The organism is Staphylococcus sp. HMSC13A10 (assembly GCF_001808005.1).
GTDB lineage: Bacteria > Bacillota > Bacilli > Staphylococcales > Staphylococcaceae > Staphylococcus > Staphylococcus pasteuri.
On the sequence record NZ_KV791884.1, the window covers coordinates 78,416 to 98,225 of the forward strand.

At 30.9% G+C, this 19,810-nt stretch carries 19 protein-coding genes, 1 pseudogene and 1 riboswitch; of the genes and pseudogenes, 6 read left to right on the forward strand and 14 right to left on the reverse strand.

Annotated elements, in window-relative coordinates; genetic code table 11:
- Window positions 1–77: 77 nt before the first annotated feature.
- Window positions 78–1,457, reverse strand: a complete 1,380-nt coding sequence (locus tag HMPREF3125_RS10655; protein ID WP_070453810.1) for a RecQ family ATP-dependent DNA helicase — start codon at window positions 1,455–1,457, stop codon at window positions 78–80.
- Entirely contained in the window at window positions 1,438–2,406 is a 969-nt protein-coding gene (locus tag HMPREF3125_RS10660; RefSeq protein WP_070453812.1) for a YpbB family protein, read from the reverse strand. The genes HMPREF3125_RS10655 and HMPREF3125_RS10660 overlap by 20 nt, the downstream gene beginning before the upstream one ends.
- A 111-nt stretch (window positions 2,407–2,517) precedes the next feature.
- Between HMPREF3125_RS10660 and HMPREF3125_RS10665 the strand changes: the two genes are divergently transcribed.
- Window positions 2,518–2,766, forward strand: a complete 249-nt coding sequence (locus tag HMPREF3125_RS10665) for a ferredoxin (protein ID WP_017637952.1) — start codon at window positions 2,518–2,520, stop codon at window positions 2,764–2,766.
- A 218-nt stretch (window positions 2,767–2,984) separates the two neighbouring features.
- On the opposite strand, the gene HMPREF3125_RS10670 is transcribed toward HMPREF3125_RS10665, so the two are convergent.
- The 6 genes from HMPREF3125_RS10670 to HMPREF3125_RS10695 form a co-directional block, all read right to left on the reverse strand.
- Complete coding sequence (locus HMPREF3125_RS10670; protein ID WP_070453814.1) at window positions 2,985–3,533, reverse strand: ECF transporter S component; 549 nt, start codon at window positions 3,531–3,533, stop codon at window positions 2,985–2,987.
- Between the two features lie 61 nt (window positions 3,534–3,594).
- A riboswitch (FMN riboswitch) is annotated at window positions 3,595–3,745 on the reverse strand.
- Between the two features lie 239 nt (window positions 3,746–3,984).
- Window positions 3,985–5,745, reverse strand: a complete 1,761-nt coding sequence (locus HMPREF3125_RS10675; RefSeq protein WP_070453816.1) for an ATP-binding protein — start codon at window positions 5,743–5,745, stop codon at window positions 3,985–3,987.
- Complete coding sequence (locus tag HMPREF3125_RS10680; protein ID WP_017637949.1) at window positions 5,729–6,454, reverse strand: response regulator; 726 nt, start codon at window positions 6,452–6,454, stop codon at window positions 5,729–5,731. Before HMPREF3125_RS10680 ends, HMPREF3125_RS10675 begins: the two co-directional genes overlap by 17 nt.
- Window positions 6,455–6,578: 124 nt before the next feature.
- Window positions 6,579–7,319: a pseudouridine synthase gene (locus HMPREF3125_RS10685; protein WP_017637948.1), complete on the reverse strand. Its 741-nt coding sequence runs from the start codon at window positions 7,317–7,319 to the stop codon at window positions 6,579–6,581.
- Window positions 7,312–7,854, reverse strand: coding sequence for an SMC-Scp complex subunit ScpB (gene scpB, locus HMPREF3125_RS10690; RefSeq protein WP_070453817.1), 543 nt, complete (start codon window positions 7,852–7,854; stop codon window positions 7,312–7,314). Before scpB ends, HMPREF3125_RS10685 begins: the two co-directional genes overlap by 8 nt.
- Entirely contained in the window at window positions 7,847–8,578 is a 732-nt protein-coding gene (locus HMPREF3125_RS10695; protein ID WP_017637946.1) for a segregation and condensation protein A, read from the reverse strand. The genes scpB and HMPREF3125_RS10695 overlap by 8 nt, the downstream gene beginning before the upstream one ends.
- A gap of 92 nt (window positions 8,579–8,670) precedes the next feature.
- On the opposite strand from HMPREF3125_RS10695, the gene HMPREF3125_RS10700 reads away from it, so the two are divergent.
- Entirely contained in the window at window positions 8,671–9,207 is a 537-nt protein-coding gene (locus HMPREF3125_RS10700; RefSeq protein ID WP_070453819.1) for a DUF309 domain-containing protein, read from the forward strand.
- 47 nt (window positions 9,208–9,254) lie between these two features.
- Here the strand turns inward: HMPREF3125_RS10700 and xerD are convergent, their stop codons facing one another.
- From xerD to HMPREF3125_RS10715, 3 genes are all read right to left on the reverse strand, one after another.
- Window positions 9,255–10,142 carry a site-specific tyrosine recombinase XerD gene (gene xerD / locus HMPREF3125_RS10705; RefSeq protein ID WP_026083518.1) on the reverse strand — a complete coding sequence of 296 codons (888 nt, stop codon included), beginning with the start codon at window positions 10,140–10,142 and terminating at the stop codon, window positions 9,255–9,257.
- A gap of 137 nt (window positions 10,143–10,279) precedes the next feature.
- A complete protein-coding gene (locus tag HMPREF3125_RS10710) occupies window positions 10,280–10,738 on the reverse strand; it encodes a ferric iron uptake transcriptional regulator (protein WP_017637943.1) in 459 nt (152 codons plus the stop codon).
- A gap of 104 nt (window positions 10,739–10,842) precedes the next feature.
- Window positions 10,843–11,385 carry an NUDIX domain-containing protein gene (locus HMPREF3125_RS10715; protein ID WP_017637942.1) on the reverse strand — a complete coding sequence of 181 codons (543 nt, stop codon included), beginning with the start codon at window positions 11,383–11,385 and terminating at the stop codon, window positions 10,843–10,845.
- An 82-nt stretch (window positions 11,386–11,467) separates the two neighbouring features.
- On the opposite strand from HMPREF3125_RS10715, the pseudogene HMPREF3125_RS10720 reads away from it, so the two are divergent.
- Window positions 11,468–12,377 (forward strand): annotated as a pseudogene (locus HMPREF3125_RS10720) (aldo/keto reductase).
- Between the two features lie 84 nt (window positions 12,378–12,461).
- Here the strand turns inward: HMPREF3125_RS10720 and HMPREF3125_RS10725 are convergent.
- The gene (locus tag HMPREF3125_RS10725) at window positions 12,462–13,223 is read right to left on the reverse strand and encodes an SDR family NAD(P)-dependent oxidoreductase (RefSeq protein ID WP_070453822.1); all 762 of its coding nucleotides are present in this window, start codon (window positions 13,221–13,223) and stop codon (window positions 12,462–12,464) included.
- A 105-nt stretch (window positions 13,224–13,328) separates the two neighbouring features.
- On the opposite strand from HMPREF3125_RS10725, the gene proC reads away from it, so the two are divergent.
- Window positions 13,329–14,141, forward strand: a complete 813-nt coding sequence (gene proC, locus HMPREF3125_RS10730; protein WP_029055310.1) for a pyrroline-5-carboxylate reductase — start codon at window positions 13,329–13,331, stop codon at window positions 14,139–14,141.
- 50 nt (window positions 14,142–14,191) lie between these two features.
- On the opposite strand, the gene rnz is transcribed toward proC, so the two are convergent.
- Window positions 14,192–15,112, reverse strand: a complete 921-nt coding sequence (rnz, locus tag HMPREF3125_RS10735; protein ID WP_070453823.1) for a ribonuclease Z — start codon at window positions 15,110–15,112, stop codon at window positions 14,192–14,194.
- Between the two features lie 298 nt (window positions 15,113–15,410).
- On the opposite strand from rnz, the gene zwf reads away from it, so the two are divergent.
- Window positions 15,411–16,895 (forward strand): glucose-6-phosphate dehydrogenase, encoded by a 1,485-nt coding sequence (gene zwf / locus HMPREF3125_RS10740; RefSeq protein ID WP_017637937.1) that lies wholly within the window; start codon window positions 15,411–15,413, stop codon window positions 16,893–16,895.
- 231 nt (window positions 16,896–17,126) lie between these two features.
- Window positions 17,127–17,996, forward strand: a complete 870-nt coding sequence (locus HMPREF3125_RS10745; protein WP_070453825.1) for an AraC family transcriptional regulator — start codon at window positions 17,127–17,129, stop codon at window positions 17,994–17,996.
- A 73-nt stretch (window positions 17,997–18,069) separates the two neighbouring features.
- On the opposite strand, the gene HMPREF3125_RS10750 is transcribed toward HMPREF3125_RS10745, so the two are convergent.
- A complete protein-coding gene (locus HMPREF3125_RS10750) occupies window positions 18,070–19,716 on the reverse strand; it encodes a glycoside hydrolase family 13 protein (protein WP_070453827.1) in 1,647 nt (548 codons plus the stop codon).
- Window positions 19,717–19,810 lie beyond the last annotated feature (94 nt).

Genomic DNA, 19,810 nt, shown 5'->3' on the forward strand with positions numbered 1-19,810 from the left:
TCAAGAATTTTTAAAGGTATTAAAGAATTGTTCATAGATTAATTATAGCTTGAATATTTCGTTAAGCAAAATGAAATCTATAGCTCTAATAAATTTTGAAGCTTTTCTTTATAATTTAGCTTACGTTTTACCTTTTTACGGTTAATGACTTTAATTTCAGATAGTTCTGTATCATTATCACAACATTGATTTGGGATTTCTGGTTGTTCATTAAAAAATTCTAATAAATATTTACGACGACATTGATCTAATTGTTTATAACCTAACATTCGACTATATCCTAATTTCTTTCGTTTATAAGATTGATCAAAAATATAATGAAGTTTAGCAATAGTATATTGATTGTACAATATGGACAAAATAGTTTTTTTCTCCGGAGGTATAAATTGACCTAATTCAAATTGATTAATATCTTCGGGCGTAATTCTATCTGCAAATAAAATAGTTTCTAATATATATGCATCGTCAGGTTGATATAGACTTATAGCTTGGCTTTGACGACCATCTCGACCCGCTCGTCCAATTTCTTGTAAATAATTAGATGGACTTGAAGATAAATGGAAATGGATCACTGTTCTTATGTCTTTTTTATTTATACCCATGCCAAATGCGCTTGTTGCGACAATAACGGGTATATCATTATTTAAAAATTGTTGTTGAACAGTATGTCTCTCTTGATAACTTAAATCTCCATGATAAATACCAGTTAAAAAACCAGAATCATATATTAGATTAGCTAAAGTTAAGCACATTTTTTTAGATGACACATATATGATTGTGGGTCCGGTAGACGTAAGTTGTGGTAAAAGCCAATTTATTTTTTCTTCGTCAGATGCAAAGTTCATATGTCTTAAAGAGATGTTTAGACGGTTCATACTTGTTTTAACTGTATGAAGATTAACATTTAATATCTCTTTTAAATCATTTTCTAAATGTGGTGGTGCTGTGGCTGTTAAAGCTAAAATTGTTGATGATTTAAAATGAGAAGTGATTTTTCCAATTAGAGCATAATGTGGTCTGAAATCATAGCCCCACTCTGATAAACAATGGGCTTCATCGAGAACGATTAAACCAAAATCAATATTTGCAATCAGTTTGAAGTTTTGAGTTTGTAAAATAAATTCCGGACTGAGATATATAAATTTACTTTGATTAATCTTTTTAAAATTTTGTCGTTTTTCATTTTCATCCATACCTGAGTGTATACAACTAACGGCATGTTCTCCATTTAATTTCATTTGCATAACTTGATCATCCATTAATGAAATTAGAGGTGAAATAACAAGTGTAGGTTTTTCTAAAATATATGTAGGTAGCTGATAACATAAGCTTTTACCGCTGCCTGTTGGCAATATGCCAAGTGTATGTTGTTGATTTAAAACACTAGTTATTATTTCTTCTTGTCCGGGTTTAAATGAATCAAATCCGAACCATTGTTTAAGTTTCTCTTGTAGCAACTATGTCACCTCTTTCTATACCAACAATCATCAATTTAATTTGAAAGTATGATAGTTCAGAGAATTGTTGTTTATATTCTCGAAGTTTCAATCCTAAATTTGAGCTATAGTAATTTATAAAAATGTCTTTTTCCGATAAATCAATAAATGTTTCATAATCGTGCATATATCCTTTGATAAATAATTCTAATAAGTGGTCTTCTATAGTGTTAATTTTGACGTTTTGAATAGTTGCAATTTCTTGGGGTGATTGACCTTGTTGTAGTTGTCTGTATGTCATTTTTGTTTTGTTTAGTAATGTAGGTAAAATAATTGTCTGATGTAGTATGGGATAATCGTTATTATTTTCGAGTTCATACATCAGGTCTACTAATTGATTCATTTCCAATTCAAATAATTCTTCTTGGCTTATGGATTCTATTAAACTTACTTGTTGTCTAGTATACATAGGCTCTTCATAGCCTTGTAAATAATAATGCAAATAAATATGGGCATTTTTACTTGCTAATTTATCAAATAGTTGATGAATTTCGTTATAAACTTGTGTTTCTAGCTGCTGTTCTCTGATTAGTTTGTATATATCTTTAACACGTTGTTGTATGTAAGTTTGTTGAGCAACAGGGACAAATTTATATGCTTGATGTTGACTTTGGGAAACTGTTTGAATAAGTAACTGTATACAATTAAATGTCTTAATAAGACTGTCATAAGTAAATCTAGGATGCATTTTAATTTCGTATAAAGCATCATAATTATCTAGTTCATTTAAATATCGCTCAAAAGACGGATATTTTAATCGGGGGAAACTATGATATAATGACAAAAGTTGTTGACTACAAGCGTCGAAAAATGTTTGATGAGATTTCTTTCCCATCAAAATATTATATATACTTTTATTTGTTTTGTAGTTGAATGCATGTTGATAAGCATGTTTGATAATTTGATACAAAATGAACCCTCACTCTATAAAACGAATATATTGAAAATTAGACTATCGATGTCTACAATAGTAGTATTGTAATTACTAGTGTAGCATTTTTTTCAAAGGAGGCGAATGAAATTGGCTAAATATACAATCGTTGATATGGATACTTGTATTGCATGTGGTGCATGTGGTGCAGCAGCTCCAGATATCTATGATTATGATGACGAAGGTATAGCATACGTAATCCTTGATGATAACCAAGGTACTGCAGAAGTGCCTGAAGAGTTATATGAAGATATGGAAGATGCACTAGAAGGTTGTCCTACTGACTCTATTAAAATTGAAGAAGAGCCGTTCGATGGTGACGCGCTTAAATTTGAATAATAAATATTTAAATCTCCCTATCACATTTTGTGAAGGGAGATTTTTTAAATAGTCGACAAAGTTATTGACTTTGCAGGCAGCTTTATATGTACATATTTTTCCAAGGTACAGTTTCAGCCTATAATTCTATACAGATAAATCTGTAAGAATTTATTTAGTCTTCAACTAGTACTGTTCCTTTGGGAGTCAGCACATTAATACTGCCCTATATTTTTATATTATAAATGTATATTATTTTTAACTCTGTTATATATGAAGAAGAATATCAGTGAGATAACAATTCCTTTAATAATATTGAAAGGAATAACACCAGATACGATAATTACTTTTAGGTTATGGACAATGTCTGTTAAGTTAAATATCATACCGTAAAGTGGTAGTAAAACGAAATAATTTAAGATACTTAACACGATTGTCATAACAATTGTACTGACAATAAGTCCCATTGTTAAAGATTGATTACTACGTTTATTTTTATAAATATAGTAAGCAGTTAATAGGAAACTTGTAATTGCAAGGAAGTTGGCAACTGGCCCAACTGGATCTCCCATGTTAAAGAAAAAGTTAAGTAAGTTCTTAATAAAAGCTACAATTATCCCTGCCACTGGTCCTAATAAAAATGTAGCTAGCAATGTAGGTACATCACTAAAATCTAAAGTTAAGTATGGTGGTAAAAATGGCAATGGAAATTTAATGAAAGTTAATACAAATGCCACTGCACTTAACATACTTATTGTAATTAAACGTCTGTTTTGCTTTTGTTGCATATTAAATTTTCTCCTTTCATTCATCTTGCTAGAAAAGGAGGAAATTTGCACAACAAAAAACCTCCATCTTCTCCCATCCAGACTATACTGTCGGCTTCAGAATCTCACTGAATCAAGCAAGAAAAACGCATATATTTATACATAGTGTTCTTCTAGCGTCGCAGGCTTTATTTACTGCCGGTTGGGAATTACACCCGACCCCGAAGATGAATTGAATATTATTTTTTTATTTAAATATATCATACATGATAACTCTGTAATGCACAATGCGTTTGCTCGTTAGAGTGTTGGTCTCATTCCTAATAGTGACACTAAATAGATTGATATGGATTTCTAATAGTTTATATTATTAATTTAAGTTTAAAATCCAAGTTATACATTTTTAATATCGCATTCAAAAAAGCACTAAGATGATTTCATGTTAATCACCTTAGTGCTTTTAGCTTGTTAATTACATTTTGGACTGATCAATTTTAGGTAATTTAATAATAAATGTAGTACCTTCTCCTAGTTGGCTTTCTACTTCAATAGAACCACCATGCTCCTCAATGATCATTTTACATATAAATAGTCCTAAACCAGTACCTTGTTTGCCTCTTTTTCTTGAGGCATCTACTTTATAAAAGCGGTCAAATACTTGTTGTAAATGTTCCGGAGCTATACCAGTACCTGTATCTTGAATGCGTAAAATATCTTGATTGTCATTTTCATCTGTAGTAACTGATATAGTGTCGCCAGGTTGAGTATATCTTGACGCATTATCTATCAAGTTAGTTAACACTTGATCCATTCTATCCATATCATAGCTCCATAAATTATCATTGTTCACATCGAAATACATGTTTAATTCTAAATCAGTAGCTTGTTGGCGGTATTTCATATTCATCTTATTTAATAAATCTGAAATAGGTTGTATTTCTTTTTCTACTGATAAGCCTTCTGCATCCATACGTGCAACATTTAATAATTCGTTTACTAATCGATTTAATCGTTTAGATTCATCTAGAACAATAGCTAAGGATTCATGAATCTCGTCAGGTTCTGTCACTATACCATCTACAATAGATTCAGTATATCCTTGTAATAGCGCTATTGGAGTACGTAATTCGTGAGATACATTAGCTATGAAATCTTTTTTCATTTGATCTAAATTATGTTCATTTGTCATATCACGAATAATCGCTACAATACCGCTTCTTCCATCATTTTGGATTCTATCAATATAGCTCATAATAACGACGTAGTATCTTGTATTAGCTTCCAATTCTTGGAATTGTGTTTCTTTTGTATTAAAGGTTTGTTCAATTTGTTGTTCTATTGATTCAACGGCACATTCATCTAAGTTATGGAAGACTTGGTCTGCCATTTTATTAGATATAATGATTTCTTTTTGCTCATTAATACCTATTACACCTTCAACCATTGAATTAATTAAACTATCACGTATATTCTTAGATGTTGATAATGCTTCAACATGCTCTTGAATTTCAAAACTCATGTTATTAAATGCACGAGACAATTCACCAATTTCGTCTTTTGTAGTAACAGATGTAATTTGTGAATAATCACCTTGCGATACTTTTTGAGCTTGATTTCTAAGTTGACGTAAAGGTTTTGTGATTCGTGATGATAAGAAAAATGCAAAAACAGTACTCACCGCTAAGAATATAATTGCTGTTATTAATATAATGATAGTAATCGCATTATTTGTATCCTCAATAGATTTTAAATCTTTAAAAATGAATACACCACTATAGTTTGAATCACTACCATCTTGAGCTTTCATTGGATAACCAACAAGTATATAAGGATGAGATTTCCCCTTTTCATTAATAGTGACATTACGTGTTAATGGTTCACCATGTTCAAATACATTATTAAATTCTTTATTATTTTTAATTTCTTTAAGCATGGATTGCTTTGATGATGACGTTGTTTGTTGATAGGCAGTGTTATTATTTTTCATAATAATTAAACCACCTGGATTATCTATTAGCGTTTGACTATTTTTAATGGCTATATTTTGATTTTGAGAGCTTTCTACTAAATGACTAATTCGTTTGGCGTCTTCTTTAATTGAGTCTTCAGCTTCTTGAGTATAATAATATTGAATAAACGTAATGAGCGCGGCACTTAATAAAATTAAAACTGTCGTTACTATAAAGATTATAGTTAACCACAGTTTTATTACTACACTATTTAGCCGGTTCATCGTTAGCATTAACCTCAAATTTGTAGCCGACTCCCCAAACCGTTTGTATCATATGAGCTGCGTCACTTGATACTTTGTTAAGTTTTTCTCTCAATCTTTTAACATGCGTATCTACTGTACGCAAATCGCCATAGAATTCATAATGCCAAACTTCTTTTAATAATTGTTCTCTTTCAAAAACTTTGTTAGGTGTTTTTGCTAAATAAATTAAAAGTTCGTATTCTTTTGGCGTTAAATTTACCTGTTCATTATCAGCTAATACTCTATGTGCATCGTTATCTATAATTAAATGATTAAATTCAATTACATCTCTTGCATGAGGTTCACTTTTCTCAGGTGTTGTTGATTGTGTTCTTCTTAATAACGCTTTGACTCTTAATACCACTTCTCTTGGTGAGAATGGTTTTACAATATAGTCGTCGGCACCTGACTCAAATCCTTCAACACGATTTGTTTCTTCACCTTTAGCAGTAAGCATTATGATAGGAGTATCTTTATGCTCACGTAATTGAGTGGCTACTTCGATACCGTCCAATTCCGGTAACATTAAATCTAGAAGAATGCACGCATAATCATTTTCCATTGCAAGTTGTAAAGCTTCTTTACCATTACTTGCTTCATGTGTTTCAAAAGATTCTCTTTCTAAATAAAGCTTTAGTAATCTTCTGATTCTGTCTTCGTCGTCAACGATAAGTATTTCATTCGTCATAATACTAATTTACCTCCCACACATGCTGTTCATTTCATTTGTTATTATAGCATATGAAATAATATTTAAGTTAGTATTTAAAATAACTTTGTGAAAAAAATCTCAAACATTAATCTCTACTATCTTATACATTACCATTTTCAGCTAAATGTCTAATAGTTTTAACTTCATGTGGTGTAAGTACTCGCCCTTCACCAGCATTTAACCCTTTTAAATCTAACGGTCCAAACTGGATACGAGTTAATTTACTAACTTGATGGCCGAAATGTTCAAACATACGACGTACTTGTCTATTTCTACCTTCACTTATTGTTATTTCCACTAATGTAGTATTCTTGTCTTTATCTTGATTTTTAACTTTAACTTGAGCTGGTTGTGTAAACCCATCTTCAAGTTCAATACCTTTTTCTAAAGCTTTCACTTCTTCACGCATCAAATAACCTTTAAGTTTAGCTACATATTTCTTTTTAATATGGTATCTAGGGTGTGTCATTAAATTAGTAAATTCACCATCATTAGTTAACAATAATACACCTGATGTATCGTAATCTAATCTACCAACTGGGTATATACGTGTTTCGATATCTTTAAAGTAATCAGTAACAACTTTACGACCACGATCGTCAGATACACTCGTAATAACTTGAGCTGGTTTATTAAATAAAATATAAAGTTTATCTTCTTGTTCTAATTTAATTCCTTCAACTTCTACAGTGTCAGAACTTGAAACTTTAGTTCCTAATTCAGTAACTACTTGACCGTTTACTTTAACCTTGCCATCTGTAATTAGTGTTTCTGCTTTACGGCGTGACGTATAACCACTACTTGCAATTCTTTTTTGTAATCTTTCTAATTCTTTACTCATTTGTATCTCCTTTTTGATTTACCAAGTTACTAAAGAATGCGTCCATTTCTTCGTCATCTTCTTGAGTGGTTGGTAAATCTTCTAATTTTTCTATACCAAATACATTTAAAAATAGATCTGTTGTAATTAATTGTTGACTACGTGAATTTTGGACTTCTTTTGCTTCAACTAGACCTCTTGCAATAAGTGTTTTAACAGCGCCGTCAGAATTGATACCTCTAATCATTTCAATATCGCTTCTAGTTAGTGGTTGATTATAAGCAATGATAGATAAAGTTTCCATCGCTGCTTGAGATAATTTCATTTTAGACTTCTGCTCTATGAGTGCTTCGATATAATTTGCCGCTTCTTTCTTAGTAGTAAGAACACAAGTTGTTCCAAATTGTTGAATGATGAGACCATTTGACTCATAAGTTTCGATTAACTTTTTTAATTCATCTTCATTTACTTCTAATATTTCGAGCAACTGTTTAACTTCTAGTCCTTCATCACCAGAGGTATATAACAAAGCTTCTAATATGCCGTGCTTATTCAACGCTGTAATTCACTCCTCTTAAAATGTTAATATCATCAAAATTATGGTGTTGTTCAATATTAATGATACCTGATTTAGACATTTCTAAAATTGCTAAAAAGTGTGTGACCACTTGTTCGATTGGTTCTGTAAATGTAAATAGACTAAAGAAATTAAATGATGCATTGTTCTTTAATCTATCAGTTACTTGATGTGTAGCTTGTTGAATTGTAAATGTTTCTTTTCTGATTTCTACTGAATGAGGTTTATTAATTTCAACACGATTTTTAACACGTTGATAAGCGACTATTAATTCGGTTAAGTCAATTGTATTAGATGGATCCCATGATTCATCTGTTTCCAAATGTGATAAATCAGTTGGATGTTTTGTATAATAATAATCACGTTCTGCTTTCATGTCATTTAGAATTTCAGTGTATTCTTTATAATTTTGGTATTCAATTAACCTACCTACTAAATCTTCACGAGGGTCTTCATCTAAGTCTAAATTTTCTTCTGATTGTGGTAATAATAATTTACTTTTTATCATTAATAATTCAGAAGCCATAACCAAGTATTCGCTAGCAACGTTAATTTCTAATTGATTCATAGCGTGAACATACTGCATGTATTGTTCTGTTAAAGATTTCATAGGTATATCATAAATATCTATTTCAAATTTTTGAATTAAATGTAATAACAAATCTAGAGGACCATTAAATGCGTCCAGTTTTACTTCATACATAGTATCTACCTCATATTGCAACTTATGTGCATATTTCACTAAAATATTATAGCATGAATTTATATAACTTTTAAAATTAAGGTGAAAATCAGATGGAACAAGCATTAATTCAGTTTTACTATCAGTTTCATAAAAATCAACATTATTTTTTATGCCATGATATTTTGGAAGAAGCGTGGAAAGAAAATAATGATTACAGTAAACAAGATGCTGTTGTAAGTTTAATCTTATGTGCAACAGCATGCTATCACTATAGAAGACGTAATTTCAAAGGCGCAATAAAATCTTTTAATAAAGCAAAGCAAGTGATTACTCATGCTTCACGAAAAGATCAAATGACACTTCATTTAGACATTGCCATGTATATTCAATTGCTTGAAATGCAAATAGATAGAGTTGAACAACAATTACCATTTATACCTATCCAGTTACCAATAAATATTCAAATGTTAAATCAATTAGAATTAACATTTCCAGATTATTACTTTATGTCCACACCTGTAAAAAATGAAAACATTGTTCATCATCATTTGTTGAGAGACCGTAGCGAAGTAGAATTAGCTAGACAAGCGGCATTAGAAGAAAGACATTATAAAATAAAAGATATTGATAATAAGAAAGACCAGTAATATAGGTGTATTTACCCTATTATTACTGGCCTTTTATAATATAATAACTATGCTCTAGGATGATATTGATTATATATTTTTCTGACTTGAGATTTTGATACATGTGTATATAACTGAGTTGTTGAAATATCTGAATGTCCTAGCATCTCTTGTACTGCACGTAAATCAGCACCATTTTCAAGTAAATGAGTAGCAAATGAATGTCTTAGTGTATGTGGTGTTAATGTTTTGTTGATATTAGCTTTAAGACCATTTTGTTTAATCATTTTCCAAATACCTTGTCTTGATAATGGTTTCCCATGCATATTTAAAAATAAAACATTCGTTACAGTTTGTTTTAATAATTGAGGTCTAACTGTTTCGATATAAGTCGTTAAATAATCTATAACTGTATCACCTAAAGGAACAATACGCTCTTTATCACCTTTACCAAATACTCTTACAAAGCCCATCATTAAATTAACGTCTTCAATTTCAATTTGTATCACTTCAGATACCCGCATACCAGTTGCATAAAGTAGTTCTAACATTGTGCGATCACGGTAGCCATTATTTTTATTTAAATCTGGTGCATTTAATAATTGAATAACTTCGTCGACTTCTAATACGTCTGGTAATTTTTTCTCATATTTGGGCGTTTCGATTAATACTGTAGGATCTTTTGCAGCATATTTTTCGCGTAATGCAAATTGGTGAAAACTGCGTATTGTTGAGATGAAACGTGCAATAGATTTTGAAGATTGACCTTGATCTATTAAATAACCTAAGCATTCTTGAATTATTTGTCGGTCTACAAAGTCAATATTCGCTATTTTTTGTAGTTCTAAAAACTCTTTGTATTTATTTAAATCTCTTCGATAAGCACCAATTGTATTTACGCTTAATCCTTTTTCAATTTGTATAAATTTTAAATACTCTTCTATGATTGTATCTATCATAAAGCACCTCTTTTGAAGCGGTGGCTTCTTAATTAAATTACTTCACCATTAGAGATATAAAGACTTTCTCAGTTAATAATGCAATATGATTGTATTATTGGCTGTGTAATTAACTATAGTGAGAATAATCTTTATTATTTCTGTTCGGATTGCTTTTTAGCTTGGCAATCTGAACATACACCGTGGAAAGTTAAGCGGTGATCTAAAATTTTGAAGTTAAATTCTTTTTCAACACGATTTTCAACTTCTGGTAATAGGTCTTCTTCAATTTCTTCTACTTTACCGCATTCCATACAAACTAAATGGTGATGGAAATGTTTAGCGCCCTCTTTACGTAGATCAAAACGTGCAACCCCATCACCAAAATTGATTTTATCTAAAACTTTTAATTCTGCTAATAATTCTAAGGTACGATATACAGTTGCTAAACCTATTTCTGGAGATTTATCTTTAACTTTTAAATATACATCTTCGGCACTTAAATGGTCTTTCTCATTTTCTATTAGAACTCTTACAGTAGCCTCACGTTGTGGAGTTAATTTATATGAAGACTGTTGTAATTGTTGCTTCACGCGATTTAATCGTTCTTCCACGGAAGCCTCACTCCTCTACTAAGAATTATAATCATTTTAATCTAAAGTATGATTCACAATATAAATTACCAGTATTCTCAATAAAACGCAAGGATATTCCTTTATTATTTAGAATGATTATAATTTAATAATAGATGCTGAAGTGCGATAATTGTTTTCGCATCTTCAATTTCAGCGTTTTGCAAGGCTTTTCTCACTTCTTCAATTGAGAATTTATGAACTTCAACGAATTCATCGTCATCTAGATTCATTTCGCCTACTTCTAAATTATCAGCAAAATAAATCGTTAATTTCTCATTTGAAAAGCCAGGAGAACCATACATATCAGTAACATACTGTAAATCTTTAGCAATGTATCCTGTTTCTTCTTCAAGTTCTCTTTTTGCTGCTTCTTCACGTTCTTCATCTTTTTCCAATTTACCCGCAGGTATTTCAAGTAGTGGTTTTTCTACTGGTTTTCTAAATTGTTTTACAAGTAATACTTCATTTTCAGGAGTAACTGCACATATTGCAACTGCGCCGTTATGATAAATCAATTCACGTTTAGATGTTTGTCCATCGGGTAATTCAACATCGTGGATTTCTAAATCTATAATTTTACCATTATAAATCACAGTTCTATCTATCGTTTTTTCGTTAAATTCCATTTATAATCACGGTCCTTTTAAATGTTTTAATAAATTGATAAACTTAATGCGTTAGTTAAAGTGTATCGAAAGGAGAAACTACATGCAAAAGAATATTTTGAAAAGTGGTTTAGAAATTTCTGAGTTAGGTTTAGGTTGTATGAGTTTAGGTACTGATTTTAAAAATGCCCAACCTATTATTGAAAGTGCAATCGAAAACGGTATTACTTATTTTGATACTGCAGATATGTATGATCAAGGTATAAATGAGGAAATCGTTGGCAAAGCATTGAAACAATATCAAAACCGAGATGATATTGTCATCGGTACAAAAGTTGGAAATCGACTCACTGAGGATGGTAATATCACTTGGGACCCATCTAAAAAGCATATTAAAGAAGGCGTAAAAGGTTCATTACAACGTCTTGGATTAGATCAATTTAGATTTATATCAATTACATGGTGGTACTATAGACGATCCATTAGATGAGACAATCAGTGCATTTGATGAATTAAAACAAGAAGGTGTCATTCGAGCATATGGTATATCTTCTATTCGCCCTAACGTTATAGACTACTACTTAAAACATAGTCAAATTGAAACATTGATGTCTCAATTTAATCTAATCGATAATCGTCCCGAAAGTCTATTAGATGATGTTCACGAAAAGCAAGTTAAAGTATTAGCTAGAGGTCCTGTATTTAAAGGATTACTAACATCTAATAGTAATAATGCATTGGATAAAAAGTTTGCTGATGGTATTTTCGATTATACAAATGATGAGTTAGGAGAAACAATTGCATCTATTAAAGAAATTGAAAGTAACCTTACTGCCCTTTCATTTAATTACTTAACTTCTCATGATGCATTAGGTTCAATCATTGTTGGTGCAAGTAGTGTTGAACAATTAGAAGAAAATGTTAAGAACTACTATAAAGATGTTAGCTTAGATCAAATTAAAGCTGCAAGAGAACGTGTGAAAGACTTACAGTATACACAACATTTAAAATAAATTAATTATAGTTTGAGCCATTAATTGATGTCATATAACATTGATTAATGGCTCTTTTTCTTTTATGAATTATATTCTATTTACTTAGTGATTCGTTTTATTCTTAAACAATGAAGAAAAATGTTTCTCTAAAAATCTTGGAGCTAATTGATATAGTTTTAACATATTGTGCATCCATGATGGTTGGTTAATTTCTTCTTTCTCTAAAATGATACCTTCTACTATTCTAGAAGCTAGTTGTTTCGAATTAATCATGATTGAGCGATATTGATTAAAATAAGATAATGACGGATCAGCTTTTTGATGAAAAGGTGTATCGATTGGACCTGGGTTAACAGTCATCACATGAAGATGTGGTTCTTCTAATCGTAAAGCATTAAGAATTTGGTTAAAAGCAGCTTTAGATGCACCGTAATGTGCTGCATGCGCTTGTGTGACAAAAGCAGCTTGGCTTGAAATACCTATAATATGTGCGTGTTCTACTAGATGAGGTTTTAGTATTTTAAAAAGTAAATTGAAGCTGATGATATTTATATTATACGTTTCTATGATTTCATCGGTTGTATGATCCGATAAAGATTTAAAGTATCCTAAACCAGAACTATACACTAGTCCATGAATTGGAGATTTCATTTTATTTGATAAAGCCCTAATATCATTTTGATTTTGTAAATCACATTTTAAAACATTAACTAAATAGGATTGAGAACCAAAATTGATTTGCTGAAATTTTTCAATATTACGTGCAAGAATTGTTACTTTAGCACCTCTTTTAATAAGTTGATGTACAATTTCTAATCCCAGTCCACTTGTTCCTCCTGTAACTATATAATGTTGTCCTATCATGTTTAATCCCTCCTTCGTATATACCGTTTATAATTTATGTTACTATATATTTATATTCTTAAAGTATCATTATTTTATAATTAAAATGAAGGTGATGTGAAGTATATGAAACTTGTATTTTATGGTGCTGGTAATATGGCACAAGCGATTTTTACAGGTATAATAAACTCTAGTAATTTAGATCCTAATGACATTTATTTAACTAATAAGTCTAACGAGAAAGCTTTAAAAGATTTTGCTGACAAATTAGGTGTCAATTATAGTTATGATGATGAAGCATTACTTAAAGATGCAGATTACGTATTTTTAGGCACTAAACCTCATGATTTTGAAGCTTTAGCTGAGAGAATTAAAGATTCAATTACAGAAAATAACCGTTTTATTTCTATTATGGCTGGATTATCAATAGATTATATTAGAGAACAATTGAATACTAATAATCCTTTAGCACGTATTATGCCTAATACTAATGCCCAAGTAGGTCATTCTGTAACAGGTATAAGTTACTCTAACAATTTTGGTCCTAAATCTAAAGATGAAGTTAATGAATTAGTTAACGCATTTGGTTCAGTTATTGAAGTTTCAGAAAACCATTTACATCAGGTAACAGCTATAACTGGAAGCGGACCTGCATTTTTATATCATGTATTTGAACAATATGTTAAAGCAGGTACTGAATTAGGTTTGGAAAAAGATCAAGTTGAAGAGTCTATACGTAATTTAATTATAGGTACGAGTAAGATGATTGAACGTTCAGATTTAAGTATGGAACAATTAAGAAAGAATATTACTTCTAAAGGTGGTACAACACAAGCTGGTTTAGATGCCTTATCTCAATATGACTTAGTAGCTATTTTTGAGGATTGTTTAAGTGCAGCTGTTAATCGCAGTGTTGAATTATCTAAAACTGAAGATTAATTTATTATATACTAAAACGCCGCAGAATTTGTCTCTGTGGCGTTTTAAATTTAAATTTTGAATGAGTCAAAATCATTAACGAATGTAAATTTAGGTGTGTCTGTGGTATTTTTCAACTCATTATAAACTTCATCAATATATTCTTTTGTATATCTATTGCTCATATGTGTTATCAAACTTTGTTTAACATTTGCTTTGCGCATCAGTTCAAAGACATCATCTATATGACTATGATGATAGCTATTTGCGAGCGTCTTTTCCCCTTCAATGTATGTTGCCTCATGTACCATAACATCAGCATCTTTCGCTATGATATGTTCGTTATGACATGGCTTGGTATCTCCAAAAATAGCAACAATTGGTCCAGATTTAGCATTTCCTTTAAACTGATCAGATTGGTATATCTTCCCATTAAATTCAAAAGTATCATTCATTTTAACTTCTTGATATTTAGGGCCAGGCTCAAGACCTATTGATTTAAGTGATTCTACGTCAATTGTTCCAGGTGTTGTAGGTGTTTCTAATCGATAACCGTATGACGTTATCCCATGATTCAAAATTTCAGCATGTACTGTAAAACCGTCATGATGATAATCTAAACGTTCATCGATTTCTATGTATGTAATTGGATAATTGAGATGTGATTCTGACAACGATAATGTTGTTTCTACATACTGTTGTATTCCTTTAGGTCCAATTAATGTAAGAGGTTTATTTTCTCCACCTTGAAAGGACCTACTCGTTAGTAATCCTGGAAGCCCAAAAATGTGATCTCCATGCATATGAGTAATAAAAATATGATCAACTTTACCTAATTTTATTGAATGATGAAGAATTTGATGTTGGGTACCTTCTCCTACATCAAACAACCAAATTGAATTGGAATAGGGTTCTAGATTTAAAGCAATTGCTTGCGTATTTCTCTCTTTAGTTGGTAGTCCGGCACTAGTACCGAAAAATGTGACTTCCATGCTCACACCTCCCTCTCTTCGATTCATTCTATCATATATAATGACAATTTTTATAATAAGAAATAAAATATAATTATCAATATTCCATTTGAGTACAACGTATTAGTTTTAATTTCATATCATAGTTTTACACATGTTTGTGAGTCGTATAATTTGGTAAATATGTATGATATCGATTATCATTTATTTAAATGATAAATTGCTTATGAACTTTAATAAAGCATATTATATGACCATAAGTTTTCTTTATCATATAATATAATAATCATATATCTTTTATAGAATTGAGGTTTTATTCTTGAGTACAAAACAAAAACACATACCTTGTTTAATTACAATTTTCGGAGCAACTGGTGATTTAAGTCATAGAAAGTTATTCCCTTCCATTTTCCATCTTTTCCAACAAGACAACTTAGATGAACATATAGCTATTATAGGGATTGGACGTCGTGATATTAGTAACGATACATTCCGTGAACAAGTTAAAGCGTCAATCCAAAATCACGTTAAAGAAACACAACGAATTGATGAATTCATGGAACATGTGTTTTATCATAAACATGATGTGAGTGATGAAGAAAGTTATCAATCATTACTAGAGTTTAGTAATCAATTAGATACTCAATTCAGTTTAAAAGGTAATCGTCTGTTTTATCTTGCTATGGCGCCACAGTTTTTCGGAGTCATTTCAGATTATTTAAAATCATCTGGATTAACTAATACTAGTGGTTTCAAACGTTTAGTTATTGAAAAACCATTCGGTAGTGATTTAAAATCAGCAGAGTCACTAAACAATCAAATTCGTCGTTCATTTAAAGAAGAAGAAATTTATCGTATAGACCATTACTTAGGTAAAGATATGGTTCAAAATATTGAGGTATTACGCTTTGCTAATGCAATGTTTGAGCCTCTTTGGAATAATAAATATATTTCTAATATTCAAGTAACATCTTCAGAAATTTTAGGTGTAGAAGATCGTGGCGGCTATTATGAATCTAGTGGCGCTTTAAAAGATATGGTTCAAAACCATATGTTACAAATGGTTGCTTTATTAGCTATGGAAGCCCCTATTAGTTTGAATAGTGAGGATATACGAGCTGAAAAAGTTAAAGTATTAAAATCATTGCGTCAATTACGTCCACAAGATGTTAGAAAGAATTTCGTTCGTGGACAATATGGCGAAGGAGTAATTGATGGTAAACAAGTTAAAGCTTATCGCGATGAAGATCGTGTTGCAGAAGACTCTATTACACCTACATTTGTATCTGGTAAATTAACTATCGACAACTTTAGATGGGCAGGCGTACCGTTCTATATTAGAACTGGTAAACGCATGAAATCTAAAACGATTCAAGTCGTTGTAGAATTTAAAGAAGTTCCAATGAACTTATATTATCAAACTGACAAATTATTAGATTCAAACTTATTAGTTATTAATATTCAACCAAATGAAGGTGTATCACTACATTTAAATGCTAAGAAAAACATTCAAGGCATTGATACAGAACCTGTACAACTTTCTTATGCTATGGGTGCACAAGATAAAATGAATACAGTTGATGCATATGAAAATTTACTTTTCGATTGTCTTAAAGGCGATCCAACTAACTTTACTCATTGGGAAGAACTTAAATCAACTTGGAAATTTGTTGATGCTATTCAAGAACAATGGTCAATGGTGGAACCAGAATTCCCTAACTATGAATCTGGTACGAACGGTCCATTAGAAAGTGACTTACTACTAAGTAGAGATGGTAATCATTGGTGGGACGATATTCAATAAAAAGTTTAAATTGAAAATGTGACTAAATAAATCAAATAGTGAATGATTATAGTATAACTGTGATGTTTGATATCTTATCTCCAAACAAGTGAGTTGAGTTCATCAACATCTCAGTTTCTGTAGTCGTTCACTTTTTTATTAATTTGATTTATTGATAGGCTTTCAGGTGTATATTTAGTCAAAATAATGTAGAATAAAAGTTAATGATTGAAAATAATTGGAGTGAATATATTGGACGTTATCAAGCAAATACAACAGGCAATTGTTTATATCGAAGACCGTCTACTTGAGCCGTTTAATTTGCAAGAATTAAGTGATTACGTTGGTCTCTCCCCCTTTCACCTTGAACAATCTTTTAAAATGATTGTAGGGTTATCACCAGAGGCGTATGCACGGGCAAGAAAACTCACATTAGCTGCTATAGATGTTAAACATAGTGCGAGTCGCTTGGTAGATGTTTCTAAAAAGTATAGATATGCAAATTCAAATGATTTTGCAAATGACTTTAGTGATTTTCATGGCGTTTCACCAATTCAAGCATCAACTAAAAAAGATGAACTCAAAATGCAAGAACGAATTTATATAAAATTGACAACTACAGAAAGAGCACCTTATCCATATAGACATGAAAAGACTGATGATATTTCGTTAGTTGGATATGCACGTTATATTGACGCTAAGGATTTATCAAATCCTTTTAATGTTCCTGATTTTTTAGAAGATTTGTTGTTAGATGGTCAATTAAAAGAGTTACAGCGTTATAATGATGTAAGTCCATTTGAATTATTCGTCATAAGTTGCCCTCTTGATTCTGGTTTAGAAATTTTTGTAGGTGTACCAAGTGAACGATACCCTGCTCATTTAGAAAGTAGATTCCTACCTGGTAGGCATTATGCTAAGTTTAATTTACAAGGTGAAATTGATTATACGGTGAATGAAGCTTGGTATTATATTGAAACAAGTTTGCAATTAACTTTACCTTATCAAAGAGATAGTTTATATGTGGAGGTATACCCATTAGATATATCATTTGATGATCCTTTTACAAAAATACAACTGTGGTTACCTGTAGAACAAGAAAATTATGATTATGACAATTGAAAATGTATAAAAAAGCATGCCCTTAATAATGACTATATGTCAGTATTAAAGGCATGTTTTTCATTAAATATAATTAAATTTTAAGCACAAAAGCTTCATAAGGTTGAATCTTATCAAAATTAATATCAGTATCATAATTGTGAAGTAATATATCGAATGCTTTGATGTCGTCATCTAAATTAAGTTTACTTTCTTTATCAGTTAAGTTACCAACAATTAATACTTTTTTGTTATCAAGCGTTCTAGTATAAGCAAATATATTTGGATTATCAGCATCAATTAAATCAAATTGACCGTATGTGTAAATATCAGCTGATTTTTTTAATTGAATTAATGATTTATAAAAATTTAGAACAGAATTTTCATCTTCTAATTGGTCAGCAACGTTGATTTCTTTATAATTTGGATTGACTGGGAACCATGGTTCTACATTGGTAAATCCGGCATAATTATTGCTATTCCATTGCATAGGCGTACGTGAATTATCTCTGTTTTCCATTTTATACTTATCTAATAATTGATTAACATCTCCACCATTTTCTTTTACGATTTGGTATTCGTTTTTAACTGCAACATCATTAAAGGTTTCTATACTTTCGAATGGATAATTTGTCATACCAATTTCTTGACCTTGATAAATAAACGGCGTGCCTTGTTGAAGGAAATAGACAACAGCATGGCTAGTGGCAGATTCGTACCAATATTGACTATCATTACCCCATGTGGACACACGACGAGGTTGGTCATGATTTTCAATAAAGAGCGCGTTCCAACCTTTACCTTCTAGTTGCTTTTGCCAACGATTTAATACATTTTTATAAGCAGTAACATCAAATTGTGAATCTCCTGTACTCCATAAACCTAGATGTTCAAATTGGAAAATCATATTAAATTTACCATTAGTTTCGCCAACCCATTCATCGGCATTATCTGGTGTTACACCATTTGCTTCTCCAACAGTCATAATATCGTATTGAGATAATGATTCATCTTTCATTTCTTGTAACCAATCTTGAATACCAGGTTGGTTCATATCTACATCAAATGCCGGCGCATATGTTTTACCTTCTGGTACTGGTAAATCACCTGCTTCAAAAGTTTTCTTAATATGCGTAATAGCATCAACTCTAAAGCCGTCGATACCTTTTTCAAACCACCAATTCATCATATCGAATACAGCTTGTCTTACTTCTTTATTATTCCAATTTAAATCTGGTTGTTTTTTACTAAATAGATGGAAATAGTATTGCCCAGTATGCTCATCATATTCCCAAGTTGACCCGTTAAAAATGCTTTCCCAGTTATTTGGTTCGGAGCCATCTTCTTTCGGGTCCTCCCAAATGTACCAATCACGTTTAGGATTGTCCTTACTTGATTTAGATTCGATAAACCATGGATGCTCATCAGAAGTATGATTAACAACTAAATCAAGTATTAATTTCATACCTCTTTGATGAACGCCTTCCAATAAACGATTAAAATCATCCATTGTACCAAATTCATCCATTATATCTTGATAGTTACTAATATCGTACCCATTATCATCATTAGGAGATTTATACATTGGGCTTAACCAAATGACATCAATGCCTAGGTCTTTTAAGTAATCTAATTTCTCAATAACACCTGGTAAATCCCCGATACCATCATTATTACTATCTTTGAAACTTCTTGGATATACTTGATATGCTACTGCCTCTTTCCACCAATTTTTTGTCATTTGAAAACACACCTCTATTAATATTTTGTAATGAAACCGGTTTCTTTAGTAATTATTTTATCTTTAAAATGAAACGTCGTCAAAATATTTATTT

What these genes read in the sequence shown, in the direction of transcription:
- HMPREF3125_RS10670 (WP_070453814.1), bottom strand. Translation starts at nt 3,533, where the DNA reads ATGCAACAAAAGCAAAACAGACGTTTAATTACAATAAGTATGTTAAGT.
- HMPREF3125_RS10675 (WP_070453816.1), bottom strand. Translation starts at nt 5,745, where the DNA reads ATGAACCGGCTAAATAGTGTAGTAATAAAACTGTGGTTAACTATAATC.
- HMPREF3125_RS10680 (WP_017637949.1), bottom strand. Translation starts at nt 6,454, where the DNA reads ATGACGAATGAAATACTTATCGTTGACGACGAAGACAGAATCAGAAGA.
- HMPREF3125_RS10685 (WP_017637948.1), bottom strand. Translation starts at nt 7,319, where the DNA reads ATGAGTAAAGAATTAGAAAGATTACAAAAAAGAATTGCAAGTAGTGGT.
- HMPREF3125_RS10695 (WP_017637946.1), bottom strand. Translation starts at nt 8,578, where the DNA reads ATGTATGAAGTAAAACTGGACGCATTTAATGGTCCTCTAGATTTGTTA.
- HMPREF3125_RS10700 (WP_070453819.1), top strand. Translation starts at nt 8,671, where the DNA reads ATGGAACAAGCATTAATTCAGTTTTACTATCAGTTTCATAAAAATCAA.
- HMPREF3125_RS10715 (WP_017637942.1), bottom strand. Translation starts at nt 11,385, where the DNA reads ATGGAATTTAACGAAAAAACGATAGATAGAACTGTGATTTATAATGGT.
- HMPREF3125_RS10725 (WP_070453822.1), bottom strand. Translation starts at nt 13,223, where the DNA reads ATGATAGGACAACATTATATAGTTACAGGAGGAACAAGTGGACTGGGA.
- proC (WP_029055310.1), top strand. Translation starts at nt 13,329, where the DNA reads ATGAAACTTGTATTTTATGGTGCTGGTAATATGGCACAAGCGATTTTT.
- rnz (WP_070453823.1), bottom strand. Translation starts at nt 15,112, where the DNA reads ATGGAAGTCACATTTTTCGGTACTAGTGCCGGACTACCAACTAAAGAG.
- HMPREF3125_RS10750 (WP_070453827.1), bottom strand. Translation starts at nt 19,716, where the DNA reads ATGACAAAAAATTGGTGGAAAGAGGCAGTAGCATATCAAGTATATCCA.